Here is a 25,010-nt window from a genome sequence, read left to right as displayed (position 1 = left end):
CCTTATTTTTTATCCACCTGCAGCAAAGTTACGGTCTTTAAAGAATAGGTATGCATAATCTTGTCTTCAGAGATTACGTTAAGCTTGGTCAAACTTGCTACCTTCGCTGGGTCTGATTTAGAGAGCATACGCCACACTTCAGGGTCTGATAAGGTTTCATAAAGCTTCAGATCATCATATTCTTTGCGGTTCTGCATCACTAGCTTCACCTTGTAGCTTCCAATTTCAGTCTCGGTTGCCCCCTGCTCACTACAATAGCTTAGAATTTCCTGGCGAAGCTCCCCCAGTTCTTTTTCGATTTCCTTTTGTTTTTGCTTCAGACGATAATACTGCTGCACCTTTTTCTCCATCACTTCACGCTCCTCTATAAACATATGTATGCCGGAAGCGCTAAATAAATAAGTTGAGTTCCCTATCATAAAATTTTATAATGAGCCGGGAACGCTAGTTTGCAGCAGACTCCTTTCATCCACAAAAACAATGATTCGGCAGGTGACTTATGTTTCATTCTTACTTTTTCCCAATTTCGTATGCCTTTATGATGTTTCCTATAGCGGCATTGATCTTCACACTCCCTTTTCTAATCGTTCAATACCGCAGACACGGCTACATTCATAAGCTTAGAGCTTTAATCCTATACTTACTCTTGCTCTATCTGATGAACGCTTATTTTCTCGTTTTGCTTCCGATGCCTTCCTCAAGACATAATATGGCGCCTTCAGGGAGTATCATGCAGCTCATCCCTCTTCAGTTCATACAAGATATTATAGACGGCTCTAAGATCATACCTGATCAGATTTCAACGTATTGGTCTTTACTGCGTGAGCCCGCTTTTTTACAGGTTATTTTTAACATCGCCTTAACTGTTCCGTTCGGATTGTTTCTGGGCTACTATTTTCGAACGCGCTGGGGAATGTGTATTCTCTTGTCTTTCATGCTTTCGTTATCTTTTGAGGTCACTCAGGTTACAGGCATCTACGGCTTTTTTGATCATCCCTACCGTCTATTTGATGTCGATGATCTTATTACCAACACGCTGGGAGGGATCTTTGGATTCCGAATTGCTATCTGGATAAACGGGTTACTACCACGCATAGAACAATTGGATACGAATATCGATCGTTCTGCCAAAAGAGTCTCCTATACCCGCAGAGGGATTGCTTTTTTCATCGATAGTATGGTGTGGATCATTGGGTTTGGTGTACTTTATGGATTCGATATTAAAAGTGCTTTCTGGATTGTAACAGGGATGTACTTCATCCTGATTCCAGCTTTCACCGGTGGGCGGACCTTAGGCAAATGGATTGTACGGATTCGGGTAACGAACAGAGGTAATCGGGCTTCTTTCTGGGCGCTTATGATCCGATATGGTCTGTTATATTGGGTAATCCTTGGACTTCACGCTATTGTTATCGATTCTGATGTGACGGGGCTTCTATCTTCACCATTGAGAACGGTAGCTTATCTCTTTGTTCTACTGGTCGATTTAGCTTTCTTTATTCATTTAATCATTAAGGTATTCAAAAAAGATGACCAGCTAATCTATGAGAAATTAAGCCGAACCTCGCATGTTATTTCATGGCCTGAGAAAAGATTGCATACCGATGCCTCCAACAGCAGCTCTTTAGAGGATTGAAAATCCTCCCTTTTATATAGTATTTATACAATGGAATTTATTATAGAATAGGAAGATAACAATTATCAAAATTTAGGAGATGAATGAATGGAAACTACAAGTAGCTTGCAGTTGTCTAGAAGTCTTCCAGAAGAGCAGGGCATTTCCTCAGCCGCAATATCCAGCTTTATTGATTCAGTCGAGACGCAAAGCTTAGGTCTGCATAGCTTTATGCTCCTTCGTCATGGATATGTAATCTCGGAAGGCTGGTGGTCTCCTTATAAGCCCGACCTTCCGCATATGCTTTTTTCCCTGAGCAAAAGCTTCACTTCAACTGCTATCGGTTTTGCTGTGACAGAGAAACTCATCACTCTTGATGATTCGGTTATTTCGTTCTTTCCTGAGGATGCACCTGATGAGATTACAAGCTATTTATCCAAAATGAGCATTAAGCATCTATTGATGATGGGTACAGGACAAGTCGTGGACACGATGGATCCCCTTAAACAAAGTGCGGACGGGAATTGGGTGAAAGCCTTCTTCACGGTCCCTGTAGAAAAAGAACCTGGAACGCATTTTCTCTATAATACCGGCGCTACTTACATGCTATCTGCGATTCTTCAAAAGGTCACCGGACAAACGCTGCTTGAATACTTAGAACCACGTCTCTTCACGCCTCTTGGTATCCGTAGTGCCACTTGGGAATCCTGTCCCCGTGGAATTAACATTGGCGGATACGGTTTAAACATAACCACAGAGGATATCGCTAAATTCGGCCAGCTCTTCTTACAGAAAGGCATCTGGAATAATCAGCGTCTTCTACCTGAAGAGTGGATAGATGAGGCCACTTCCAAACACATCTCGAACGGCGAAGGCGATCATGACTGGGCGCGCGGATATGGTTATCAATTCTGGAGATGCCAGCATGGAGCCTACCGGGCAGATGGCGCATTCGGACAACTCTGTATTGTTCTACCAGGCCAAGACGCTGTAATAGCTATTACAAGCGCATCATCTAGCACAGAAGGAATATTAAATGCAGTGTGGGAGCATCTACTGCCTAATATGAAGGATGCACCTCTTCCTGAAGATCAGTCTTCATCTGCAGCCTTGGTAGACCAATTAAAGAATTTATCGATAAATCCTCCACAATTGCAACATTCCTCCATTCTGGAAGATCAAATAAATGGTATGACCTATACACTCGAAAACAACCAATTTTCACTAGCTACCTTCTCGATCTCCTTCAACAATGAAGACGCTGAGGTTACTTTAATAAGTAAGCTTGGTGAGAGCAATGTTATTCGATTAGGCCGAGGACAATGGCTCGAAAGCTTTGCGCTAATCCTTGAGCCTTCCATGAACCGGATTATGTCCAGCTTTACTTGGTTAGCAGAAGATCAACTTCAGTTGTCCTTGCTGTTTGTTGAAATGCCCTTCTATATCACTCTTGAGATTAAAATATTAGAGAACATGTTATTGCTTAAATCGAAGATTAATGTGAACATGGGTCCGCTTGAATTCGATGATATGATTGGCAGAATTTAGTATTCATACCCATAAAATAAAGGCCGCTTTTCCTTACACAGGAACTTAGCGGCCTTCAATCATTTTATTTTGGTCTCAAAAATCTGCAAGCTTCAAAATGACAGGGCAATGATCACTGCCCATGATCTGACAATCGATTTGAGCATCAAGTACATTAGGCGCAAGTCTAGAAGAAGCTAAGAAATAATCAATCCGCCAACCCACATTCCGCTCTCTCACCTTCGGCATATAAGACCACCATGAATACACTCCCTCTAGCTCCGGGTGGAGATATCTGAACGTATCAATGAAGCCCGATTCTAGCAGCGTACTCATTTTGCCTCTCTCTTCATCTGTAAAACCAGAGTTCCCACGGTTAGCTTTTGCATTCTTGATATCGATATCCTCATGGGCTACGTTTAGGTCTCCACAGACAACTACCGGTTTACGCTTGTCCAGTTCTAAGAGATATATTCGGAAACGGTCCTCCCATTCCATTCTGTAATCCAATCGAGACAGATCTCGTTTGGCATTAGGCGTATAGACGTTGACCAGATAAAAATGTTCGAACTCTAATGTTATGATCCGACCTTCTGCTTCCTCATCTTCTTCCATTCCATATCTTGCAGAGATCGGCTTGATTTTAGTAAATATAGCCGTACCGGAATAGCCCTTCTTCACTGCGTAATTCCAGTATTGATCGTATTCTTCACCATGCTCCAGTGTAATTTGCCCTTCCTGAAGCTTTGTCTCTTGAACACAGAAGATATCAGCATCTACTTCTTTGAAATAGTCATTAAACCCTTTTTTGACACATGCCCGAAGGCCATTAACATTCCATGATACCAGCTTGATCATCGACTTTTCTCCTTGCATTTTGCTTTAATTATTCTCAGTTTATCATAGTTTTATATCCTAATCATTCACCATCCATGTTACAATAACAAAATTAACTCTATCTAAATAATATTTAATACGTGAGGTAAAGAAACTTATGAAGGCACCAACACTATTACGAGGATTTAACTTTTTGTATTTTGCATTGCTGGCGATGTTCATTCCTTTTCTGCCAGTCTATCTAGGAGAACAAGGTTTAAATCCGGCGCAAATTGGATTCATTATTGGTACTGGAGGTTTTGTTACCATTATTGCTCAACCCTTATGGGGGATGATCAGCGACAAAACAAGAACGATCCGTAAGGTACTTTTAGTTCTGTTGTTATGCTCTGCGGTGACGGGATACTTTTTATTCGATTCCAATAGCTATGTGGGACTTATTCTTTTTGCTATGCTGCTATATTTCTTCTTGATGCCTATCGATCCGCTAGCTGAAAGCTTGAATTTCCGGGTCTCCGAAGCAGCTGGAATTAGCTATGGGTCGATACGCACATACGGCGCCTTAGGGTACGGTGTAATGGCCTTGCTCACAGGTTATGTGCTGAGTTACTTCGGCTCTCATGGGATGGCCATGCTGTTCGTTGGTATTAGCCTTACAAGCTTCATCGTCAGCTGGTTTATGCCTGATGCTCCAGTCACGGGTAAACCGGTTACTCTTGACAGCTTAAAGCATTTTCTAAGCAACAAAGAAACGCTGTTGTTTCTAGTGCTTATCTTTATCAGCTCCGTTCCTGCGCGAATGAACGATACCTTCCTCGGTGTTTATATCCGTGAGCTTGGTGGCAGTCCTGAATTAATAGGTCAATCGTTCTTTATCGCCGCAATGAGTGAGATTATTGTCTTTGCTTTAAGCTTTTGGTGGCTTCGCAAAGGAAAAGAGCTGATCATTATTTCGATTTCCGGAGCCTTTTATTTTCTTCGATTCTTTATTTCCGCTTGGATTACTGATCCGCATTTGCTAGCTTATCTACAGATACTACAAATCCTTACCTTTCCAGTATTCTACTCCGCAGCTATTCAGTATCTGTATAGTATTGTGCCTGAGGAGTGGCGGGCTACGGGTCAAACAGTACTGGCGCTATTGTTCTTCGGGGTATCAGGCATTCTCGCTTCTTATGCTGGAGGAGCCTTATATGAAGCCTTCGGCGGTAAGGCCCTTTACTTAACCATATCCGTGATGTCATTTATCGGCATGCTGTTTGGATTAATATTGTTCCGAATCTATGGAAAGAAAACCGGCAATAAAAAGAATATAACCACTAATTAATCTTCCAATGTTTAAACGGGAGTGTCCTTAGCCACGTAAATGGCTGGCGGACACTCTCGTTTTCTATGAGTAAGCGTATTAGCCTTTAAGAAAACCTTGCAGGCTGGAACTTGGTCATTCTTTATGCTGCTCCATAAGCTGCTTCAGCTTGATTTCAGTATTCGAATCAGCGGCAGGTGTATAAATACTACAGCGTAAATCTGTGCTGCCTTGAACCTGTAGCGAGGTTAAATGAAATAACATTTTCCCAGCTTTGGCATGTCTGAACTCCAGTAGGACATCCGGAGCTGAGCTTACACGGCTTTGTTCCCACATTTCATTAAACGCTGGGTGTAGTCCCTTTAATTCCTCTATAAATTCATCGTACCAGCGATCCTCAACATATTGTCCGTAATAAGCTCTGAAGATGGATAGATAACCGCTTACGAATTGTTCCCAATTTACAGCTAAACGTCTGAACTCCTTGCGAACAAATAACAACCGAATCATGTTTCTCTCCTCAATGGGCAGCTTGGAGAAATCAAGAAACACATGTGCTGCCGCCTCATTCCAACCTACAATCCCGCAACGTCGGTCTGAAATAATCGTGGGACAGGTCTTAAGCTCCTGTAAAATCTTCTGTAGAGAAGGACTGATTACAGAGGATTCTTCTTGCTGAAATAGAACGTTTCCTGTTCCAGTCTCTAATGCCAGTGCAAAAAGATACTTCCGCTCATCAGGAGTCAGCTTTAGAGCTGTTGCAATACAATCTAGAACGGACGAAGATACTTTAATATCCCTACCCTGCTCTAGCCACGTATACCAGGTACTGCTTACCCCCGCTAGTTGTGCAACTTCTTCCCTTCGAAGCCCAGGCGTTCTCCTGCGTGTACCTTCTGGCAATCCAACAGAGCCGGGTGAGATCGCTGCACGACGTGCTTTTAAGAAATCTGATAATGCCTGTAATCTCGTCTGATTACCCATACGCTTTCTCTCCTCTCTGTTGCAATCATTAGTATAGTACAAATTATACTAGGATAAACGATAACTTGTAATAGGATAAAATTAGTGGAAAAATACCTATATACACTAGTTGAGGAGGTTCACTATGGAGCGCGTAGTTATTACAGGGATGGGCTTAATCTCGCCCCTTGGAAATACAATAGAGCAATTCTGGGATCGTCTAGTTTCTGGTGAGTCGGGTATATCCCCAATCACTTCATTTGATACTTCTAACTTTAAGACCAAAATCGCGGGAATCGTGCATGACTTCGATGCAGAAGCCAGATTCGGTCGTAAAGAAGCTCGCAGAATGGATAGATTTAGTCAGTTCGCCCTCGCCGCCGCTGAAGATGCATGGACACATTCCGGTCTACAGCTTGATAAGATTGACAAGGAGCGCCTCGGAGTTTACGTAGGATCAGGCGTTGGTGGAATTCAGACCTTGATGGAGCAAGGGAGCGTGCTTAAAGATCGTGGACCGGATCGGGTAAGTCCCACATTAATTCCCATGATGATCTCTAATATGGCTGCAGCGATGATCAGCATTAAATTAGGCGCCATGGGACCTACAATGTCTCCAGTAACTGCGTGTTCTATTGGGAATACGGCGATCGGTGAGGCCTTCCGGTTAATCCGTTACGGAGGTGCCGACATTGTAATTGCTGGTGGTTCAGAAGCAGCCATTACTGAAATATCCTTAGCCAGTTTCGGCAATGCCACCTCCTTATCCACTCGAAATGAGGAGCCTGTTAAGGCGAGTCGCCCCTTTGACGGGGAGCGTGATGGATTTGTTATCGGTGAAGGCGGTGGAATAGTTATTCTAGAATCACTTTCTCACGCTAAGCGTAGAAATGCCAAGATCCACGGAGAAGTTATCGGCTATGGTGCCAGCTCTGATGCTTACCATATGGTCGCCACGCATCCAGAAGGAATCGGTGCTTATCAAGCAATGAAATTGGCACTGAATGAAGCCAATCTCCAGCCGGAGGAGGTGGATGTAATCAGCGCCCATGCCACTAGTACAGTAGTAGGTGACCGCTCCGAGACCCTTGCGATAAAGAAGTTATTCGGCGATCAAGCCTACCAGATCCCCGTAACCGCTAATAAGTCCATGACTGGACATGCCTTAGGGGCGGCCGGTGGTCTAGAAGCCATCGCCCTAATTAAGAGCATTCAAGAAGGAATCATCCCCCCTACCATTAATCAGGAGGTCAAAGATTCCATTTGTGATCTTGATTATGTCCCGAACATGGCTAGAAAAACCGATCTTACTATAGGCATGTCTAACTCCTTTGGTTTCGGCGGGCATAATGCTGTCATTGTGATTCGGAAGTTTGAAGACTGACCATTCATCCACAAAACGGGGTTCCAGCTTAGTCGTCAGGACTAATTGGAACCCCGTTTCCACTTCCTATTTTTTATAAAATTCTATTATTCCATTGCAGATACATGGCTCCCCCAAATAGAGATCCCCTCTTTGGAAACTGCAGTAAACGTCATAACGTTACTGGCAGTAGCTTCATTCCACTCTCTCAGGAACACCCCATAATAAGTAGCACCGTCAATAGTAAGTTCAGCCGTATGATCATCGATAAGCTTCCACTTTCCTTTAACCGCTCCTTTAATCTTTCCGCTCTTAGTCAATTCAATCAGTTCTGACTGCACGATATCAGCCGTTATCTCTTTGTTATGGTTCACATATTTGTATTCACCTGAAATTTGCTCTTTCGTGTATTTCTCAATGTTCTCTCCTCCATAACGGTGTGGGGCTACAACTGGCCACCCCTCACTATTCATAAACATCTGATGAACTCTCACCTCATGCTTTTCACCACGATTTGGGAACCGTGTATGGAAGATCAGATAATACTTGCCATTCTCTTCATCATAAAATGCAGAGTTATGACCTGGTGATACATATCCTTCTCCACTCACTGGCAGCTCATCATCCGTATTCAGGAATTCGAAATTCCCCATAAGCTTCATTCCGTAAGGCGCATATGCAGGATCATCGAACAATACCGTAGGCGATCCTTGTGCATGAATCATATCCTGACCCTGAGAATCTTCGAATGGTCCATCAGGCGCCTTTGAGCGAGCTACACGGATGTTATAGCCACCATCTGCTGCCAACCCTCCATATGATAGGAACAGATAGTAGTAATCCGTTTCCGGACTATACAGCATATATGGGGCTTCTATCCGAGCATGATTCGCACCCAGAAGCTTTTTGCCATAGCCTTGATCCGGCAGCGGGAAGCCTGTATTAGCATCTAGTTCCATAATGAAAATACCACCGGAATAAGAACCGTAGACCATCCACAGCTTCCCTTCTTTATCAAAGAACACATCCGGGTCTACTACATTTGGCTTTTGAGTGGCATCATACATTTCTCCATCATCACCCATGCCCATCATACCTGACTTCAGAATGACGCCCTTATTCTTATAGGGTCCTTCAATATTATCCGACACGGCTATGCCGAGTGCAGACAACGGGGAATCCCCTTTACAAGCATTGTAATACATATAATATTTACCGTCCGCCAATTGGATAACATCCGGTGCCCATAAGGTATCCGTCTGTGCCCATTCTAATGCTTCAGCAAACTCCTCTTTAACATTAGGAATGAGTACATTTCCTGCTACCACTCCTGAGGACAGCTGAGACCAAGACATCAGATCATTTGATTTAGCAGATGCTAAATGAGAACCAAACACATAGTATTTATTATCTGCCATAATGATCGACGGATCATGTACAGATACATTTTTGAAGACAGGCTGCGCAGAGTCAGTTACGTGATTTGTATTGCTGGAACTAGCTGAATTGTCATTACACGCTGTTACTGCTAATAATGAAACGCTAATCATTGTAGTCATAATGGCTTTTCTCATCGTTATACCCCCTATGTATGCCTTTTCATTTTGAAACGAAAACGTGCAATAGTCTATCCTTTTATTTAAGTAAACACGTATTAATTCATATTTATTTAAATAATAGTGAACTTTTGGACATAAAAAAACGCCAAGCCATCGAAATGGCCTGACGTTATTAATTTAAATTCTAATAAGTTAACCGCTTATTAAGCGTTATTTTCCACTAAAACAGGCTCTGGATAAGTGTTCTTAAGCACACGTTGTCTCTTCTTAACAACTTCCGGCGGCTCAACCTTAGGAGCCATCGGATGCAGCAGCCATGACTTCACCATATGTGTATCTGAAACTTTATACATAGGCGGCTCTTTCTCCATGTCAATCTGCATAGCGTAAGTGCTACGTAGTGCGAAAGCATCACCCTTAGGCGGTTTGATCAGATCGGGTGGTGTACCCGGAATCGCTGTAAGCAAAGATCCTTTGCTCTCCAAACTTGGCATGGAAGCCAGCAAGCCCCAAGTGTATGGGTGTCTTGGATCGTAGAAGATCTCTTCCGCTGTTCCCATTTCGACTATTTGTCCAGCATACATTACTGCTACACGATCTGCCATTCTTGCTACAACCCCGAGATCATGGGTGATAAAAATAATAGCCGTATCAATCTTCTTCTGCAATTCCTTCATCAAATCAAGGATTTGTGCTTGAATCGTTACGTCAAGCGCTGTAGTCGGCTCATCCGCAATCAGAAGCTTAGGGTTCGCAGCAAGTGCCATTGCAATAACAACACGTTGACGCATACCACCACTGAATTCATGTGGATATTGATTAAAGCGGCGTTCCGGTGATGGAATACCTACAAGATTGAGAAGCTCAACCCCACGTTTATTCGCATCAGCCTTGGAGATGTTCTCGTGTTTGAGAAGCACTTCAGTAATTTGTCTGCCGACCTTCATCATTGGATTCAATGAGGTCATTGGATCCTGAAAAATCATACCGATCTCTTTACCACGAATTTTCTGCATTTGCTTCTCAGTCTTGCCAATTAAATCTTGTCCATCAAACAGAATCTGTCCGCGTTTATATTCTCCTGGTGGTGTAGGAACTAGCTTCATAACCGCTTGTGAGGTTACACTTTTACCGGAACCTGACTCCCCAACAATCGCTAGAGTTTCACCTTTATCTACATGGAAGCTAACACCACGGATCGCTTGTACCTCTCCACCGTGTGTTTTGAATGATATCGCTAAGTCTTTTACCTCTAAAAGGCGCTCCATCTTGTCACCCTCTCATTTCCTCGTCAATTATGATAATGATTCTCAGCATGTTGTAAGCAATAAGTATTATTTTATCTAGTTTTAAGGGTTCTAGTCAAGATTTTTCTGAAAAAAATACGTCTAGCAGCAGACTTTAGTACTAGTTCTGTTTATTTCGTGTTCTATTCTTCACAAGCAACCACATCAAAGGTGGAAGTAAAAGAAGTACAACTACCAAGGACAGCCCGATATCTGCAATAGATACCACGCCGTCATCCAACAGTCGATAATACGCATAAAGAGAATAAGGAAGAACTACTAGTACTGCTGTAACAACTCCAGGTGTATACATTTTCAAATAAATAGTCTGTCCTAGATGAGTAAATACATGGAAGAAGAACACTGCAAGAACAGCCAAATACAATAAATAGTATGAAAAGAAAACTGCAAAGCAGGTTACTGCCACTATCAAAATATACACGAATAATACATCCAAAGCAAAGTTACGTGTAGTCATGTGCATCATCGAGGTATACATTTTGCGCATAAACGGTGGTATAGCTGCTTCGACTCTCGTTCCATATTTGCCACTCCAAGCTTCGATAACTAAAATTTCTTCAAAATCGTGAAACATAAATAGTATCGGCAGCAGCCACAGCAAACTCACTTCATTAATATGTACACTCAGCCATTCAAACACTAGCGTCCCTCTCCTCCCGCTCTTCCTCCTTCTCTTCTACGCTGTAAATGTGTCAAAATTGTGTTAAGCCATGAATCTCTTCCAGCCCTCCAGCAAATTATCATGCGCCCACTTAAAGTGACCTTGGCTATCGTAGTTACGCGAATAACACTCGATAAAGTAAATTAAGTCGATATATAAATCGTAGAGTTTTTTGCGGGCACATTCATTCGGGTTGTCGAAGCTATTTCCGTAACCTCTGCAAAAATGCTCTGAATTCTCTATATAGCGAAAATAATACTCCATAAGCGGATCGCCCCAAAGTGCCCGTTCCCAATCAATCAATGCAACAATGCGGCCCTCTCGCACGAATACATTGCCATCCCATAAGTCCCAGTGTACAAGACGAGGCTCAGTGACTACATCCATAACATGTAAGCGGCTAATGATCCCTGCCTCAATGGTTTCAATCGGAACGGGCATCTCTGCCTTTAAACGACGTACATCTTCAAGCAAGTTCGTTATCAAAAGCTGAAATGTTTCCCGCCATGAAGTTCCCTTTACTGGTGTGGACGCACTATATAATCCGAAACGTTCACCATGAATCTCATTAATTAACTGACAATAATGACCTAACTCTGTCTCAATACTTATTCTCTGCTGCGGACTTAGTTCTTCCTTAATCTCATTATAGGGCTGACCAATTATTTTCTCCATGAAAAAAAACTCACTCGAAATCAATTTTTTACTGTTATCATAAGCGTATACCTCAGGCACAGGTACTGTTCCTTTTGACTTCATCAATCGCATTGCCGCAACCTCGACAGCCATAATATCGTGCTCATAACTTAGGGTGTCTGTTTCATCGGATGGCGCTATCTTAAGAATCATAGCTCTTCCGTCTGATAAAAGAAGATCATAGGCTGCGTTAAAATAACCTCCCGTCAGCTCGGTACTTCGATCAATGCTCACATGACTTCCAAAAGCGGCACCGACCAGATCATTCTGTTGCTCTGTTGATATTTTCGTTTTAGTAAAACTTTCCAAGGTCTCACCACCATTAAGAAATAAGTTACACACAATAAACAAGCCTTCTCCATTTGAATGAAAATTGTTAAAATTAGAACTACCGAGTATCATTAGCCTGCTTTTCATGAAAGAGAGGAAACCATTATCATGATTATCAAACCTAGAACACGCGGCTTTATCTGTACTACCGCACATCCGCAAGGATGCGCTCGTCAAGTAGAGCGGCAAATCGAATATATTCAGACACAACCCGAGATTAAAGGACCGCGCAAGGTGCTTGTCATTGGTGCCTCTACAGGATACGGCCTCGCCTCACGGATTACAGCCGCCTTTGGGGCTGGAGCTAGCACAATAGGCGTCTACCGTCAGAGCAGCAGCAACGGAGCCCGTACAGCGTCTGCTGGATGGTACAATTCAGCAGCTTTTGAAGAGCTTGCAGAGAAAGCCGGGCTTCAATCCTTCAGTGTAACTGGTGATGCCTTCTCCAAGGAGACGAAGGAAAGAACTATACAACTGATCCGCAGTGAGTTGGGACAAGTTGATCTCGTCATCTACAGCGTTGCTTCAGCTCGCCGAACAGATCCTGTAACTGGTGAAGTTTATAACTCCGTAATTAAACCTATAGGAGATACCTACACGAATAAAACCGTAAACTTTCATACGGGTGAGGTCAGCCAAATTTCTATCGAGCCTGCAGCCGAGAAGGAAATCGATGATACCATTCGTGTCATGGGTGGTGACGATTGGCAGCTTTGGATTGAAGCACTCCAGCAAGCCGGCGCTTTGGCCGATCATGCCACCACAATCGCTTTCTCTTATATCGGACCAGAAATCACCCAATCCGTTTATCGTAAAGGAACGATTGGACGTGCAAAAGATCATCTCGAATCCACAGCACATACGCTTAACGAAGAACTATCTAGTATTGGCGGTCGGGCCTATGTAGCGGTTACGAAAGGTCTTGTCACACAGTCTAGCTCGGCAATTCCTGTCGTCCCTCTCTACACTTCTGCGCTATACAAAGTCATGAAAGAAAAAGGGCTTCATGAAGGTTGTATTGAACAAACCTATCGCTTATTCACAGAACGTCTCTACGCAGTCGAAGGAACTCCTGTGGACGAAGAAGGCCGTATCCGAATAGACGACTGGGAGCTGTCTCCGGCTGTACAGCATCAAGTGAGTCAAATCTGGGATGAACTCAGTACAGACAACATCTATGAATTAACAGATCTAGAAAGCTACAAACAGGAGTTCTTCCAGTTATTTGGTTTCGAGACTGAAGGTGTAGATTACGAAGCAGAGACTGATCCAGACGTAACGATTACCAATCTGCGGTAAACAACATCTTGTTCGGACTATCTTTTGCCAAGTGTTAATGGTTGCTCAAGTGCATACAATTCTTCTTCTACAGAAATCATCTTTTGTTCAATCACTTTACGGGCGTCTGCCAGTGCTTGGTTGTAAATATAAGGTGAGAGTTCTTTGAGCATAAAATCCAGAAGATTCTCACTTGCTAATTGACCAATTTCGCTAGATAGCTCCGTATCAAAATAATCCTGAATACTGGATGTAATCTGAAGTTTATGTTCTCTCTGTATTTTTATCGGCTGCATGCTCGTCCTCCAATTTTTAGGTTTAAAATTCAGATCATTAATACAGGAAAAATGACGTGCTTGCGCACGTCATTTCTTATGTCTATACAATTGATTTTAAACCCACCACATTTCTGTTAGTGGCTCCTCAATCAATACTTGTTGAAGATTACTTACAGCTTTGGAGAAGCCTTCTTCTACAGACATCAGTCCATCTTCATGCTCAATACTAACTACATAATCATAACCGACTAAACGAAGAGCACTTATAATGTCAGCCCAAGTCTTAAGATCATGTCCAAAGCCGACCGAACGGAATTGCCATGCACGGTCAAGCATTTTGGTATAGGATTGCATATCTGTTAAGCCATGCATATTAACATTAACCGGATCAATAACAGTATCTTTAGCATGGAAATGATGGATCGCACCTTGGCGGCCCAAAATATGAATCGCCTGTACCGGATCAATTCCTTGCCACCACATATGACTCGGATCAAGGTTAGCTCCGATAACCTCACCCGCAGCTTCTCTCAAGCGCAGAAGTGTACCAGGTGTGTGTACGGAGAATCCGCCATGGAGCTCAAGACCGACTTTCACATCGTGCTCTGCGGCAAAAGCTCCCCATTCGGTCCAGTAAGGAATCACTTTATTCTCCCATTGCCAATCCAGAATTTCTTGATAATCATTTGGCCATGGTGCTACCGGCCAGTTCGGGTACTTGGCACCCTCATGATCACCTGGGCATCCAGAGAACGTATTAACGACTGGAATGCCTAGTTTCTGCGCCAATTTGACCGAGTTCACAAAGTCCTCATGATCCTTCTGAGCAAGCTCTTTTTGTGGGTGTAGCGGATTTCCGTGACAGCTCAGTGCACTGATCGTCAATCCACGGGATTCCACAGCATGTTTAAATTCTTTCAATGCTGTCTCATTCTCGAGAAGCATCTTAGGATTGCAGTGACTGTTACCGGGATTACCTCCTGTACCAATCTCTACCGCCTTTAGTCCTTTGGACACTACATAATCAAGAGCATCCTCTAGCTTACGACCGCCAAACAAGACCATAAATACTCCAAGTTTCAATGTAAGTCACCTCTTTTGCAAATAGTTTACTTACCTTCACCATACATATCGAAGTCTTTCAGCACTTGATTCTTCTCAGCAGATTCAAAAATAGCCTCAATCAAATTCTGAACACGCATTACTTCGGCATTCTTAACGATTGGTTCGGCTGTACCCTCAATTACGGCTGCGAAATTGTCATAGAAGCTAGAACCTATATCGGCTGGTTGAGGTAAAGCTTCTGTAATGGTAGCCCCTTCAGAAGGAGGTGCCATCGTTTTAGTTAATCCAACACCTGCACGAATAGGCTTAGGTTCGATCTTTTCACCTTCAGTGTTTCTAGTGACTAAACGACCTGTTAAAGACCAATCCTCGATAATGCCCGTGCCTTCAATACCCTTCACATACCATCTAGGCAATGTGATGAAGTTGGTTGTACCAACCTCAACGATAGCTTTTATCCCATTTTCAAATTGTAGGATGGCTTCAAAACCATCATCTACATCATTGCCTAGAATAAAGCTCAGGCTGCTGCTCACACTGGTAACTTTGCTGTCGATCATAAATAAAAGCTGGTCCAATAAATGAACGCCCCAATCCAGCAGCATACCTCCACCTTGTGCCTTGACATGACGCCAGTCCCCAGGAATACCATTCGCTCCATGTACACGGGATTCAATCTGGAACAACGAGCCGATTGTCTCTTGATCATACATTTTCTTGATCGTTAAGAAATCTTCATCCCAACGTCTATTCTGGTGAACCATGAACACACGTCCTGCTGCATCCGCAGCGGCCAGCATTTCTTGAAGCTCTTCCTTCGACATAGCCACCGGCTTCTCACAAATAACATGTTTTCCGGCTTGGAGCGCACGTACTGCAATTTCTTTGTGCACATCATTTGGTGTAGCAATAAGAACGATCTCAACTGAAGGATCTGCTAATACTTCTTCATAACTTTCATATACCTTGTAGCCAGCTTTGATGGAGTCCGTACGACGTGCTTCAAGTACGTCGTATGTTCCTGCCACTTCTAAGGAATTATTCTCCTTAATTAATTCTGCGTGATATTTCCCCATTCCTCCAAAGCCAACGATGACTACGGAATGTATGTTTGAGCTCATGACTTCCACTCCTGATTCTCTATTAATTATCTGATGTGCCGTCAAAATACACAGCGCGACCTGTACGTGAAGATTCATAAATAGCTTCCAAGATTTGAGTAACAACGAGGGCCTGCTCAGGTTTAACTACAGGTTCCTTGTCTTCTCTAACCGCCTCAAGCCACAAGCGAGCTTCACGATCAGATTCATTTTCCTGTCCTCCATCAAAGAACGCTACTCCACCAGCAGACAAGTCTACTTTGGTCTCATACAGACGTCCACCACGGTCACCGTTTAGGCGCAGACCATCCTTCATATCTGCACCACCTTCTGTACCTGCAAGAAGCGTTTGAGCTTCTCGATACTCAGATACATTTAGTGCCCAGCTGGATTCAAGTACAATTGTAGCACCATTTTCCATGGTAATAAATCCAAAAGCTGAATCTTCTACCTTAAATTGCTCAGGATCCCATGGACCAAAGGCATTTCCAGCGTTCTTTCGGTTACTCAGCTTATGGAAAGACGAACCCATAACACTGCGTGGTTTATAATTATCCATCATCCATAAAGTAAGATCAAGTGCATGCGTACCGATATCGATCAGTGGGCCGCCGCCTTGCTTTTCTTCATCCAGGAACACGCCCCAAGTAGGAACCGCACGACGACGAAGGGCAATTGCTTTTGCATAATAGATATCACCTAGTTCGCCGTTTTCGCAGAGTGCTTTAAGGTATTCACTATCCGAACGATAACGGTTCTGGTAAGCGACAGACAACTTCATCCCCGTACGCTTCGCAGCGTCCAACATTTCTTGTGCTTGGGCAGTGGTTTTAGCCATTGGTTTCTCGCACATTACATGGTTACCTGCTTCCAATGCAGCAATAGTAATCACGGAGTGACTGTCATTCGGTGTGCAAACATGAACAATATCAAAACCGCCAGCTTTCAATAGCTCAGTGTAATCTGTGTAAACAGCAGCACCCTCAGCACCATAGGTCTTAGCTGCTTCCTGAGCACGTTCTTCAACGATATCGCAGAAAGCTACCATTTCAGCATCCTTCTGACGTGACAAACTTGGCATATGTTTTCCATTTGCGATCCCACCGCAACCTACAATAGCAATTCTCAACTTATTAGACATGAACTTTTCCTCCTTGATTTGCGTATGCTTTTACCCATTTCAAACTATCTTCTACACTTTCTAATGGTGAACGACTGCAGAAATCCTGTTCTACTACTGCCCACTCCACATTTGCCTGAACAGCTGCATCTAAAATTGCAGTAAGGTTCACTTCACCTTCACCTAGTACAACCGTTTCTGGTGAACCGTCTTCGTGTTTCTTCAGATCCTTCAGATGGATGATCGGCAGTCGACCTGCGTACTTGTTGATATATTCAACCGCATCATAGCCCGCATGATGTACCCAGCAAGTATCCATTTCCACTTGCAGCAGGTCAGCCGGCACCTCTTCAAACAATCCATCAAAAGCAGTTCGGTCACTATCCCCATATTTATCCGTTAATTCGAAATCATGATTGTGATACAGAAGAACCGCTCCGCCCGCTTTGCATTTTTCTCCAATAATCTTCAGGTTCGCGGCAACTTCTTCATAGTTACGTTGTTCTTCTGACAGATAAGGAACAATCAAATGAGGATTTCCAATCTCAAGATTGTAAGAAATCTCTGCTTCTGTATCATTCAACAATGCGTCATAAGGACGATGTGCGCCGAGCGCGACCAATCCAAGCTCATTTAGCAATTGTTTAACTTCTGCTGCAGTACGACCGAAAAAGTGAAAAAACTCTACACCTTTATATCCAAGGGCTGCCACCTTGCGCAGTGTTCCTTCGAAATCCTGTTCCAGTTCTTCTCTAAGTGTGTACAATTGCAGACCTATCTTCAGCATGTTCTTATCACTCCAATGGGTTTAGGGTTAGCTTACTAATTCGTTTAAACTTCTTTCCGCTGCTCGTCCCCAAAGAGATCAATAGCAGCAATCACTTGAACAATAATGCTGTTGCAGAATTGACTAATCTGATTCCCATTAGTTTCCTTTAACTGCCATTCTTGTTTGCATAGCTAATATCGACTCCGTATAGCGTAGATGGTCGATTTCTTTCTTTATTGCTTAGGTACATAGTAATATGAAAGCGTATATAATAAAATGAATAATATGATTAAAACATGAACAATCTGATTATCATTTCTGAACATCAAGGAGGAACCATGACTCAATCAACTACCTGCCACGTATTATCCGCCGGATTTTCTTTTCACCGCAAACCTTTTCATATGTCCCATAGTCATGGAAATCAGAACTATTTAATTCGTCTGCAAACAGAGGGTCGAAGCCGAGCAATGATCGACGGTGTGATGACTCCTGTGGAGAGCGGCGATATCATGCTCTTCGCTCCTAATGATCCTTATTATTTAATCATTGATAAGGAAGAGTATCCTGTAGGTAAGCCGCGGATTGAAAGCGGAGATTATCATATTTTTTGTGAAGGAACATGGATTGCTGAATGGTGGGAACGTGCTCAGAGACCCTCACTCTTAAGTGTGCCTTTAAGTGAGAATTTTCTTGGCTTGTTTCGCCAGCTGATTCTTGAGCATAGACGTCTTTCGGATTTCTCACCAGCGATATCCGCCTGTTATTTACAAATCCTATGTATGGAAATCGACCGCCTCATTACAGATCAGCCAGCCATTTCACCAAAAGGTTACTTAGCTTACCGCATGAAGCAATATGTAGAGGAACATGCAACCTTGCCTTTTCTCTTGGAGGATGTTGCAGCGCATGTAGATATATCTGTCTCCCGTGCCGTTCATTTGTTTAAGGAAGCCTTCGGTACCAGCATTATTAAATATGTAAATGATGTCCGGTTAGAGATGGCGAGAGAACGAATAACCTTCAGTCCAATGCCGCTGGAGCAAGTAGCCGAAACCTGTGGTTTTGCAAATTACACTTATTTTCACCGCGTATTCCGAAGTCGATTCGGCATGTCGCCTAGACAGTACCGTGTACACAGCAGAGCACAAGTATGATTAAAGATACACCGCATAAATGAAAACAGGGCTGTCCCTTTTAGTAGATAAACTACTTCAGGGATAGCCCTTGCTTCAATACTCATACAAAACTCTAGTTGGTGAGATTATTGTTTTTCAGCTGAAATAATTAGGAACATTGGTCTTCGATCCTCGTCCTTCATCCACGGATCGTTTTTCATTTCATCTGAAGGCTTAGGCTCTCTAACTGCTTTGATAGCAAACCCGGCTTCAATCAAGTCATTGAAATAGGTTGAGATGGTGCGGTGATACTTAATCACATTTTCTGTTAAGAAAGTGGTCTCACGCAATCCCTCAGACTGATAATAATCGACAGGCCAATGTAGACGTTTTTCTTGGTCATCCACATACCAGTCTTGTTCATTTCGAGAAGTAAAGATGGGATGTTCCACTGAAAAAATAAAACTGCCGCCTGGCTTTAGGTAAGTATGTACCTTACGGCAAATAGCTTCAAAGGACTCGATATAATGAAAGGCCAGTGAACTAATGACCACATCAAATTGTTCGCTTGCAAAATCAATATCCTCAATCGGCATCTGGATATAAGAGATTGCTGGGTCGTTTGTTTTTTCACGCGCTTCTTGAAGCATTTTTTCAGAGATATCTATGCCAATGACTGAACTTGCCTGCTGCTCACGTGCATACAAACAGTGCCAGCCAAATCCGCAGCCTAAATCAAGAACACTTTTATTATGTAAATCTGGGAGGAGTGACTTTAGTACATGCCATTCTCCTGCGGCTTCAAGTCCCCCAATGGAACGTGGCATTTGTTTATACGCTGAGAAGAAATTCGTATCGTCATATTTGTTTTGTTTCATTAGTTACATATCTCCTATCCATCTATGTCTTCTATCAGTATATTCTTAGTTATATCACCTTATCAAATTGCCAAATGAAAAGGAGCATCATCTTGGAAGATCCGCTCCTTGTGTTTATTCTTATTCAGTTGCTGTTGCTTACTCGGCGTTAATCGTACATGCTGTGAAATGGCGCCATAATCCCTATTGGATCTTCGACTTTGAGCTGCGCACCAGGTGCCTGAGCGCTCTGCCTTTAACAAGGCTTTTTGTGTTTTGGTTCGTGCCATGTGGCACCACTCTCCTATTCATTGGTGAACTATAAGACAACTATATTTTAACATAATTCAGACTATGAGCGCAGCAGGAAATCCGTTACAATGAGATCACTGCTAGTGTTCTAACTTATTTAAATAGATTCGGAGGTTTTAGTGATGAGATATGATGTTTTGTACGAAGGTGCATTTGCAATGCTGAAGGTATATCTGGATCCAGGCGAAAGCGTTAAAGCTGAAATGGGCGCTATGGTTGCAATGTCTCCCAACGTCGAATTAAAAGGAACCGCTGATGGCGGAGTTATGCGAGGTCTGGGAAGAATGCTGAGCGGAGAAAAGTTCTTCTTTCAGGAGCTCAGAGCTATCCGTGGTCAAAGTGAGGTACTACTGTCTCCTGGATCCTTGGGTGATATCCAAGCTATCGAATTAGATGGTTCATATAAGTTGTTAGTTCAAAAGGATGGTTTCTTAGCCGGAACGGAAGGCATTCAAGTCAATACCAAAATGCAAAATTTAACGCGCGGTCTCTTCTCTGGTGAGGGCTTCTTCATTGTAGAAATCAGTGGTAGAGGAACTGTATTCCTGTCCTCCTTCGGAGCCATCCACGCCATTAACTTAGCACCTGGTGAAGAGATGATTATTGACAATGGGCATCTTGTCGCTTGGCCAGATTATATGGACTACAAGGTAGAAAAAGCAGCCTCTGGCTGGTTAAACAGTTTAACCAGTGGTGAAGCGCTCGTCTGCCGATTCCGCGGTGAAGGTGTGATCCTCGTGCAAAGCCGTAACCCTGGAAGCTTTGGAACATGGATTAAATCCTTCGTGCCCACTCGAAGCTAATAAAAATGACATAGGCTTTCCCATAAGTAGGATCTCCTTTAACTGTTTAAAACGCACTGTAGCGCTTCTCCGGTTTTTAAGAAGCGCTGTTTGCGTGCAAATTAAGGAATATCTCCCTATAATTCAACTGATTTGTTGTGACATATAGATATTTCGCCGATTTATAGGGAGGTTTTCCCCATTTCCATTCATATCACTTTCCGAAAAAGAAGCTGCCCATAAGCAGTATTTACTACTTCTGAGACAGCTTCTTCTTTTAGTTAGACAGCGGCTTAAGAGACCGCTTTGTTTGCTTTTTCTTTTTTGCAGCCTGCTCGTTTACATGTGCCATAAGTACCTTTGAAATCAAGACGGTGATCCGTGACGTTAAAGCCATATTCACGTTCCACTCTTTTCTCCAGCTCCACCAGCCAGTCATCCTTAATTTCCTCCAACCTGCCGCACACGCTGCATATCAAATGATGATGCATGTGGGAATGATCGTTCCCGCGCAGATCGTATCGAGCAACTCCATCTCCGAAATTCATCTTTTCAACAATGTGAAGCTCGCATAAGAGCTCAAGTGTACGGTATACCGTTGCCAGCCCTAAATGCGGATAGCTGTTCTTAACAAGCATATATACTTCTTCTACACTAAGATGATCTTTCTCATTGTCGAGCAATATTTTCACTATAGCTTCACGCTGGGGCGTTAATTTATACTTTTGCGCCGCAAACAGCTGACTGATATTTGAAATTTGATCCATTTGATCTCCTACCTTCCCGGAATGATTTAACATCCGTATCCACTGAGACGCACCCATTTATGCATCAAAATATTAAACGTAAATAGTAATCGTTACGATATAATCATATCAAAAATAATCACGAATGAATAGAGCCTGACATCATTATAACATTCTAGCTCTCTTATCCAAAGTTCTTTCATTCATTCCTGCCTATTTTTCTGCCAAATTCTACTTTTTCGTGAAATTATATAGGTTTGACCGCAACCTTTCCATATTTTTCTGCGTTTAATTATTTGATAGCGGCCACGAGGCCTATCCATACAACGAGGTGAAATGACCATGCATATGAAAAAAAGAACGTTAGCCGCGATTACAACTGTTACCATTCTCTCCTTCTCTTTGGGTGGCCAAATATTTGCAGCCGGAAATACCTTTAAGGATATTGATAACATAAACGGTAAAGAAAAGATCATTTCTTTAAAGAATCAAGGCTTAATTAAAGGGGTTAGCGAATCCCAATTCGTGCCTAGCTCCAAAGTAACAACAGCTCAAGGAATTCAATTCATCTCAGGGGGTCTCCAGCTTAGCCTTGCGGCCATTGATTTCAACAAAGCACCTATTGCCAGCGGCTTGTTCACTAAAGTCAAAGATAATGCATGGTATGCTGAAGCGTTTATCAATGCTTACTACAACCATGTCAAGCTTCCCAAAGATATTGATCCTACCAAAACAATGAGCAAAGAAGAGTTCACGAATTACTTAGTACAAGGAGTCGAAGGCATTGGTAATCTGCCAATGATAAATATTGTGCCAGTAGATATCGCTGACGATTCTGCGCTCAGCCCTACCTATCAAGGCAGTGTTCAACGATCGCTTAAATACAAGATCAATAGCTTAGACGCTAACGGGAAGTTTAATCCGAAGAGCGAAATTACGCGTGCCGAAGCTGCCATTATGCTCTATAACGCTTTGGAATTTCTTAAGACCGGTATTAAATCCTAATCAATTCGAAAAAGCAGCGCAGGTATAAACCTGAACTGCTTTTTTTGCGTGTTGATCTTCTTCTATCCTTCTTCACCACTAATTCTATTCAGAAATTGCAGCGCACGAGGATGTTTCGGGTGCTCAAGGACTTCTTGCGGAGCCCCTTGCTCCAGAATATAGCCTCCATCCATCAGAATGATCCGGTCAGCCACATCGGCAGCAAATTTCATTTCATGAGTCACAATCACCATTGTCATTCCTTCTGCTGCCAACTGTTTAATAACTTTAAGCACTTCCCCCACCAACTCAGGATCGAGCGCCGAGGTGGGTTCATCGAACAATAGCACCTCTGGATCTACTGCCATAGCACGAGCGATGGCAACCCGTTGCTGCTGACCACCTGACAGTTGGTGCGGATAAGCATCCGCTTTGTCTGCCAAACCTACTTTACTTAACAACTGAAGGGCACGTCCGCGTGCTTCATCCTTGGATCGTTTCTGAACAGTCACTTGTCCCTCCATCACATTGCCAAGTGCAGTCATATGCGGAAAAAGATTATAGGATTGAAAGACCATTCCTGTTTTTTGACGTAACGCCAAAATGGACTTCTGCGGGATTTTCTTGTTTTCCGAGAAATTAATTTTAATATCGCTGAGTGATAAGCTTCCTTGATCAGGGACTTCAAGCAGATTAAAACAGCGTAAAAGCGTTGTTTTGCCAGAGCCTGATGGGCCTATAATGACCAGAACCTTACCAAGTTCCATCCTGAGATCAAGACCCTTTAATACCTGCAGCTCACCGAAGGATTTATGCAAATTAAGTATTTCAATCATCATAGTCCCTCCTTTAGCTCGCAGAGAAACGACTCAGTCGTTTCTCCAAGTAATTTTGCAGTGCTGACAACACTGAGCAAAATAGTAAGTAGAACAACCCTGCTTCGCAGTAGATCAACAGTGGCTCATAGGTGGTGGAAGCAACCTGCTGTGCTGTTCTAAACATCTCCGTATAAGTAATGGTCGCTGCCAGAGAAGTGTCTTTGACCAAGCTAATGAAGGAATTCGATAACGGCGGTATAGAGACACGGGCAGCTTGTGGAAGAATAATGCGTCGAAGCGCTTGCGCACGAGTCATCCCAACGGAGAAGGCCGCTTCCCACTGACCTTTATGTATCGACAGGATAGCAGCACGTACAATTTCAGATGAATAAGCCCCAACACTAAGTGTAAACCCAATGGTCGCGGCTATAAATGGGTCTAGTACAATGCCAACTGCGGGCAAACCATAGAAAATAATAAATAATTGTACTAACAATGGGGTTCCGCGAATGACCCATACATAAAAACGAGCGATTAGCATCGGAAGTACCCATGGGGATAGACGAGCCAGTGCAGTTAAAATCGCTATTATCAGTCCCAGTACAAAGGATATCAATGCTAAAGGAATGGTAAAAGCCACCCCCGCTTTTAACAGGGGTAGCAGTGAATCTAAAAAAATTTGTATTTTGCGGTCATCCATTTTCAGACATCCTTTTTAGCTCCAGGCTAGTTTAGCATCTGAAACCTTGAATTATTTTGAAACGTCAGCACCAAAGTATTTCTCAGAAATCTTTAAATAAGTTCCATCGCTCTTCATTTCAATAATTGCATCACTAACTGCCTTTACCAAGTCGTCGTTTCCTTTTAGGAATACAGCGGCACTTTCCGAACCATTAGGAATCTCATCCACCACTTTAATTTTCACTTCAGACTTCTGCTTTTTCAGGTCCAGATAAGACAATCCATCATTTACCGTTGCATCAATGCGGCCTGAGGTCAGTAAATCCACCGCTTGATTGAAGCCGTCTACAGCAACGATTTCAGCACCGTTCTCACGGGCGATTTCGGATAGATTACTGGTCAGAGATTGTCCTGATTTTTTACCCTTAAGATCCGCAAATGCTTTAATATCCTCATTGTTTTCACTCACAATCAATACCGCTTTAGATACGATGTATGGCTCAGAGAAATCATATTTCGCTTTACGCTCTTCATTAATGGATACTTCGTTAAAAATAACATCAAACCGCTTAGCGTCCAATCCGGCAAAGAGACCGTCCCACTGTGTCTCAGAAAATTCAGGGTCAACACCGAGACGCTTTGCTACTTCCTCTGCAATTTCTACGTCAAAACCAGTCAGTTTTCCCGATGCATCGTGATACGTAAAGGGTGCATAGGTTCCTTCGGTTCCTATCCGTAATTTGCCGCTCGCTTTAACAGCTTCCAAGCTATTTTTCGCAGTTGCAGCAGTTCCGCCATTCGTTCCAGCTGAAGAGTTCTTGGAAGTATCGGTATTCGAATTATTGCCGCACCCCGCTACAAACACCACGGTTAACACCATTAGAATAGTTAAACTGAGTTTTTTCATTATAGAATCCCCTCTCTTTACCCTTATATTG

At 43.0% G+C, this 25,010-nt stretch carries 26 protein-coding genes; 8 read left to right on the top strand and 18 right to left on the bottom strand.

All coding sequences use genetic code 11. The features are described from left to right. Window positions 1-2: 2 nt before the first annotated feature. Complete coding sequence (locus NST74_RS12705) at window positions 3-350, bottom strand: hypothetical protein (protein WP_042127055.1); 348 nt, start codon at window positions 348-350, stop codon at window positions 3-5. A 188-nt stretch (window positions 351-538) separates the two neighbouring features. On the opposite strand from NST74_RS12705, the gene NST74_RS12700 reads away from it, so the two are divergent. Beyond that, the gene (locus NST74_RS12700) at window positions 539-1,636 is read left to right on the top strand and encodes a VanZ family protein (RefSeq protein ID WP_341112353.1); all 1,098 of its coding nucleotides are present in this window, start codon (window positions 539-541) and stop codon (window positions 1,634-1,636) included. A gap of 87 nt (window positions 1,637-1,723) precedes the next feature. After that, complete coding sequence (locus NST74_RS12695) at window positions 1,724-3,163, top strand: serine hydrolase domain-containing protein (RefSeq protein WP_341112352.1); 1,440 nt, start codon at window positions 1,724-1,726, stop codon at window positions 3,161-3,163. A gap of 75 nt (window positions 3,164-3,238) precedes the next feature. On the opposite strand, the gene NST74_RS12690 is transcribed toward NST74_RS12695, so the two are convergent. Further along, entirely contained in the window at window positions 3,239-3,997 is a 759-nt protein-coding gene (locus NST74_RS12690) for an exodeoxyribonuclease III (RefSeq protein WP_341115880.1), read from the bottom strand. Between the two features lie 139 nt (window positions 3,998-4,136). Here NST74_RS12690 and NST74_RS12685 point away from each other — a divergent pair, with 139 nt between their 5' ends. Beyond that, on the top strand, window positions 4,137-5,306 hold the full coding sequence (locus NST74_RS12685; protein WP_341112350.1) for an MFS transporter: 1,170 nt from the start codon (window positions 4,137-4,139) through the stop codon (window positions 5,304-5,306). 114 nt (window positions 5,307-5,420) lie between these two features. Here the strand turns inward: NST74_RS12685 and NST74_RS12680 are convergent, their stop codons facing one another. Next, a complete protein-coding gene (locus NST74_RS12680; RefSeq protein WP_341112349.1) occupies window positions 5,421-6,269 on the bottom strand; it encodes a helix-turn-helix transcriptional regulator in 849 nt (282 codons plus the stop codon). Window positions 6,270-6,393: 124 nt separating this feature from the next. On the opposite strand from NST74_RS12680, the gene fabF reads away from it, so the two are divergent. Next, entirely contained in the window at window positions 6,394-7,632 is a 1,239-nt protein-coding gene (gene fabF, locus NST74_RS12675) for a beta-ketoacyl-ACP synthase II (RefSeq protein WP_341112348.1), read from the top strand. Between the two features lie 86 nt (window positions 7,633-7,718). Here the strand turns inward: fabF and NST74_RS12670 are convergent, their stop codons facing one another. The 4 genes from NST74_RS12670 to NST74_RS12655 all read right to left on the bottom strand — a co-directional run bounded on the left by NST74_RS12670 (window position 7,719) and on the right by NST74_RS12655 (window position 12,143). After that, window positions 7,719-9,185: a glycoside hydrolase family 43 protein gene (locus NST74_RS12670; protein ID WP_341112347.1), complete on the bottom strand. Its 1,467-nt coding sequence runs from the start codon at window positions 9,183-9,185 to the stop codon at window positions 7,719-7,721. 188 nt (window positions 9,186-9,373) lie between these two features. After that, window positions 9,374-10,438, bottom strand: coding sequence for an ABC transporter ATP-binding protein (locus NST74_RS12665; protein WP_341112346.1), 1,065 nt, complete (start codon window positions 10,436-10,438; stop codon window positions 9,374-9,376). 139 nt (window positions 10,439-10,577) lie between these two features. Continuing rightward, complete coding sequence (locus NST74_RS12660; RefSeq protein ID WP_341112345.1) at window positions 10,578-11,117, bottom strand: HXXEE domain-containing protein; 540 nt, start codon at window positions 11,115-11,117, stop codon at window positions 10,578-10,580. Window positions 11,118-11,180: 63 nt separating this feature from the next. After that, complete coding sequence (locus NST74_RS12655) at window positions 11,181-12,143, bottom strand: phosphotransferase family protein (RefSeq protein ID WP_341112343.1); 963 nt, start codon at window positions 12,141-12,143, stop codon at window positions 11,181-11,183. 129 nt (window positions 12,144-12,272) lie between these two features. Between NST74_RS12655 and fabV the strand changes: the two genes are divergently transcribed. After that, on the top strand, window positions 12,273-13,463 hold the full coding sequence (fabV, locus tag NST74_RS12650; protein ID WP_042127041.1) for an enoyl-ACP reductase FabV: 1,191 nt from the start codon (window positions 12,273-12,275) through the stop codon (window positions 13,461-13,463). Window positions 13,464-13,480: 17 nt separating this feature from the next. On the opposite strand, the gene NST74_RS12645 is transcribed toward fabV, so the two are convergent. The 5 genes from NST74_RS12645 to NST74_RS12625 form a co-directional block, all read right to left on the bottom strand. Next, complete coding sequence (locus NST74_RS12645) at window positions 13,481-13,738, bottom strand: DUF2164 domain-containing protein (RefSeq protein WP_042127038.1); 258 nt, start codon at window positions 13,736-13,738, stop codon at window positions 13,481-13,483. A gap of 96 nt (window positions 13,739-13,834) precedes the next feature. Further along, entirely contained in the window at window positions 13,835-14,803 is a 969-nt protein-coding gene (locus NST74_RS12640; RefSeq protein ID WP_042127036.1) for a sugar phosphate isomerase/epimerase family protein, read from the bottom strand. 26 nt (window positions 14,804-14,829) lie between these two features. Then, window positions 14,830-15,906 carry a Gfo/Idh/MocA family protein gene (locus tag NST74_RS12635; protein ID WP_341112339.1) on the bottom strand — a complete coding sequence of 359 codons (1,077 nt, stop codon included), beginning with the start codon at window positions 15,904-15,906 and terminating at the stop codon, window positions 14,830-14,832. A gap of 22 nt (window positions 15,907-15,928) precedes the next feature. Continuing rightward, window positions 15,929-17,026 carry a Gfo/Idh/MocA family protein gene (locus NST74_RS12630; protein WP_042127033.1) on the bottom strand — a complete coding sequence of 366 codons (1,098 nt, stop codon included), beginning with the start codon at window positions 17,024-17,026 and terminating at the stop codon, window positions 15,929-15,931. After that, entirely contained in the window at window positions 17,019-17,792 is a 774-nt protein-coding gene (locus NST74_RS12625; protein WP_042127031.1) for a sugar phosphate isomerase/epimerase family protein, read from the bottom strand. The genes NST74_RS12630 and NST74_RS12625 overlap by 8 nt, the downstream gene beginning before the upstream one ends. 320 nt (window positions 17,793-18,112) lie before the next feature. On the opposite strand from NST74_RS12625, the gene NST74_RS12620 reads away from it, so the two are divergent. Beyond that, window positions 18,113-18,931 (top strand): AraC family transcriptional regulator, encoded by an 819-nt coding sequence (locus tag NST74_RS12620; protein WP_042127028.1) that lies wholly within the window; start codon window positions 18,113-18,115, stop codon window positions 18,929-18,931. 107 nt (window positions 18,932-19,038) lie between these two features. Here the strand turns inward: NST74_RS12620 and NST74_RS12615 are convergent, their stop codons facing one another. Together NST74_RS12615 and NST74_RS12610 are read right to left on the bottom strand one after the other, a co-directional pair. Then, the gene (locus NST74_RS12615) at window positions 19,039-19,770 is read right to left on the bottom strand and encodes a class I SAM-dependent methyltransferase (protein WP_341112336.1); all 732 of its coding nucleotides are present in this window, start codon (window positions 19,768-19,770) and stop codon (window positions 19,039-19,041) included. Window positions 19,771-19,832: 62 nt separating this feature from the next. Beyond that, the gene (locus NST74_RS12610; RefSeq protein WP_341112335.1) at window positions 19,833-20,039 is read right to left on the bottom strand and encodes a hypothetical protein; all 207 of its coding nucleotides are present in this window, start codon (window positions 20,037-20,039) and stop codon (window positions 19,833-19,835) included. 144 nt (window positions 20,040-20,183) lie between these two features. Here NST74_RS12610 and NST74_RS12605 point away from each other — a divergent pair, with 144 nt between their 5' ends. Next, on the top strand, window positions 20,184-20,864 hold the full coding sequence (locus NST74_RS12605) for a TIGR00266 family protein (protein ID WP_042127023.1): 681 nt from the start codon (window positions 20,184-20,186) through the stop codon (window positions 20,862-20,864). Window positions 20,865-21,136: 272 nt separating this feature from the next. Here NST74_RS12605 and NST74_RS12600 read toward each other — a convergent pair whose 3' ends face one another. Beyond that, window positions 21,137-21,610 carry a Fur family transcriptional regulator gene (locus tag NST74_RS12600; RefSeq protein ID WP_341112333.1) on the bottom strand — a complete coding sequence of 158 codons (474 nt, stop codon included), beginning with the start codon at window positions 21,608-21,610 and terminating at the stop codon, window positions 21,137-21,139. A gap of 321 nt (window positions 21,611-21,931) precedes the next feature. Between NST74_RS12600 and NST74_RS12595 the strand changes: the two genes are divergently transcribed. Further along, on the top strand, window positions 21,932-22,594 hold the full coding sequence (locus NST74_RS12595; RefSeq protein WP_341112332.1) for an S-layer homology domain-containing protein: 663 nt from the start codon (window positions 21,932-21,934) through the stop codon (window positions 22,592-22,594). 62 nt (window positions 22,595-22,656) lie between these two features. On the opposite strand, the gene NST74_RS12590 is transcribed toward NST74_RS12595, so the two are convergent. The 3 genes from NST74_RS12590 to NST74_RS12580 are packed head-to-tail and all read right to left on the bottom strand — an operon-like array spanning window position 22,657 to window position 24,979. Beyond that, complete coding sequence (locus NST74_RS12590; protein ID WP_341115879.1) at window positions 22,657-23,409, bottom strand: amino acid ABC transporter ATP-binding protein; 753 nt, start codon at window positions 23,407-23,409, stop codon at window positions 22,657-22,659. Window positions 23,410-23,422: 13 nt separating this feature from the next. Beyond that, window positions 23,423-24,091, bottom strand: a complete 669-nt coding sequence (locus NST74_RS12585) for an amino acid ABC transporter permease (protein ID WP_341112331.1) — start codon at window positions 24,089-24,091, stop codon at window positions 23,423-23,425. A 51-nt stretch (window positions 24,092-24,142) separates the two neighbouring features. After that, on the bottom strand, window positions 24,143-24,979 hold the full coding sequence (locus tag NST74_RS12580; RefSeq protein ID WP_341112329.1) for an amino acid ABC transporter substrate-binding protein: 837 nt from the start codon (window positions 24,977-24,979) through the stop codon (window positions 24,143-24,145). Window positions 24,980-25,010 lie beyond the last annotated feature (31 nt).

This window comes from Paenibacillus sp. FSL F4-0125, assembly GCF_038008565.1.
Classification (GTDB): domain Bacteria; phylum Bacillota; class Bacilli; order Paenibacillales; family Paenibacillaceae; genus Paenibacillus_AQ.
Note: the sequence above shows the minus strand (reverse complement) of the source record. Positions and strands in the feature narration are given on the sequence as shown.

What these genes read in the sequence shown, in the direction of transcription:
- NST74_RS12705 (WP_042127055.1), bottom strand. Translation starts at nt 350, where the DNA reads ATGGAGAAAAAGGTGCAGCAGTATTATCGTCTGAAGCAAAAACAAAAG.
- NST74_RS12700 (WP_341112353.1), top strand. Translation starts at nt 539, where the DNA reads ATGATGTTTCCTATAGCGGCATTGATCTTCACACTCCCTTTTCTAATC.
- NST74_RS12695 (WP_341112352.1), top strand. Translation starts at nt 1,724, where the DNA reads ATGGAAACTACAAGTAGCTTGCAGTTGTCTAGAAGTCTTCCAGAAGAG.
- NST74_RS12685 (WP_341112350.1), top strand. Translation starts at nt 4,137, where the DNA reads ATGAAGGCACCAACACTATTACGAGGATTTAACTTTTTGTATTTTGCA.
- NST74_RS12680 (WP_341112349.1), bottom strand. Translation starts at nt 6,269, where the DNA reads ATGGGTAATCAGACGAGATTACAGGCATTATCAGATTTCTTAAAAGCA.
- fabF (WP_341112348.1), top strand. Translation starts at nt 6,394, where the DNA reads ATGGAGCGCGTAGTTATTACAGGGATGGGCTTAATCTCGCCCCTTGGA.
- NST74_RS12670 (WP_341112347.1), bottom strand. Translation starts at nt 9,185, where the DNA reads ATGAGAAAAGCCATTATGACTACAATGATTAGCGTTTCATTATTAGCA.
- NST74_RS12665 (WP_341112346.1), bottom strand. Translation starts at nt 10,438, where the DNA reads ATGGAGCGCCTTTTAGAGGTAAAAGACTTAGCGATATCATTCAAAACA.
- fabV (WP_042127041.1), top strand. Translation starts at nt 12,273, where the DNA reads ATGATTATCAAACCTAGAACACGCGGCTTTATCTGTACTACCGCACAT.
- NST74_RS12645 (WP_042127038.1), bottom strand. Translation starts at nt 13,738, where the DNA reads ATGCAGCCGATAAAAATACAGAGAGAACATAAACTTCAGATTACATCC.
- NST74_RS12635 (WP_341112339.1), bottom strand. Translation starts at nt 15,906, where the DNA reads ATGAGCTCAAACATACATTCCGTAGTCATCGTTGGCTTTGGAGGAATG.
- NST74_RS12630 (WP_042127033.1), bottom strand. Translation starts at nt 17,026, where the DNA reads ATGTCTAATAAGTTGAGAATTGCTATTGTAGGTTGCGGTGGGATCGCA.
- NST74_RS12625 (WP_042127031.1), bottom strand. Translation starts at nt 17,792, where the DNA reads ATGCTGAAGATAGGTCTGCAATTGTACACACTTAGAGAAGAACTGGAA.
- NST74_RS12620 (WP_042127028.1), top strand. Translation starts at nt 18,113, where the DNA reads ATGACTCAATCAACTACCTGCCACGTATTATCCGCCGGATTTTCTTTT.
- NST74_RS12615 (WP_341112336.1), bottom strand. Translation starts at nt 19,770, where the DNA reads ATGAAACAAAACAAATATGACGATACGAATTTCTTCTCAGCGTATAAA.
- NST74_RS12610 (WP_341112335.1), bottom strand. Translation starts at nt 20,039, where the DNA reads ATGGCACGAACCAAAACACAAAAAGCCTTGTTAAAGGCAGAGCGCTCA.
- NST74_RS12605 (WP_042127023.1), top strand. Translation starts at nt 20,184, where the DNA reads ATGAGATATGATGTTTTGTACGAAGGTGCATTTGCAATGCTGAAGGTA.
- NST74_RS12600 (WP_341112333.1), bottom strand. Translation starts at nt 21,610, where the DNA reads ATGGATCAAATTTCAAATATCAGTCAGCTGTTTGCGGCGCAAAAGTAT.
- NST74_RS12595 (WP_341112332.1), top strand. Translation starts at nt 21,932, where the DNA reads ATGCATATGAAAAAAAGAACGTTAGCCGCGATTACAACTGTTACCATT.
- NST74_RS12590 (WP_341115879.1), bottom strand. Translation starts at nt 23,409, where the DNA reads ATGATTGAAATACTTAATTTGCATAAATCCTTCGGTGAGCTGCAGGTA.
- NST74_RS12585 (WP_341112331.1), bottom strand. Translation starts at nt 24,091, where the DNA reads ATGGATGACCGCAAAATACAAATTTTTTTAGATTCACTGCTACCCCTG.
- NST74_RS12580 (WP_341112329.1), bottom strand. Translation starts at nt 24,979, where the DNA reads ATGAAAAAACTCAGTTTAACTATTCTAATGGTGTTAACCGTGGTGTTT.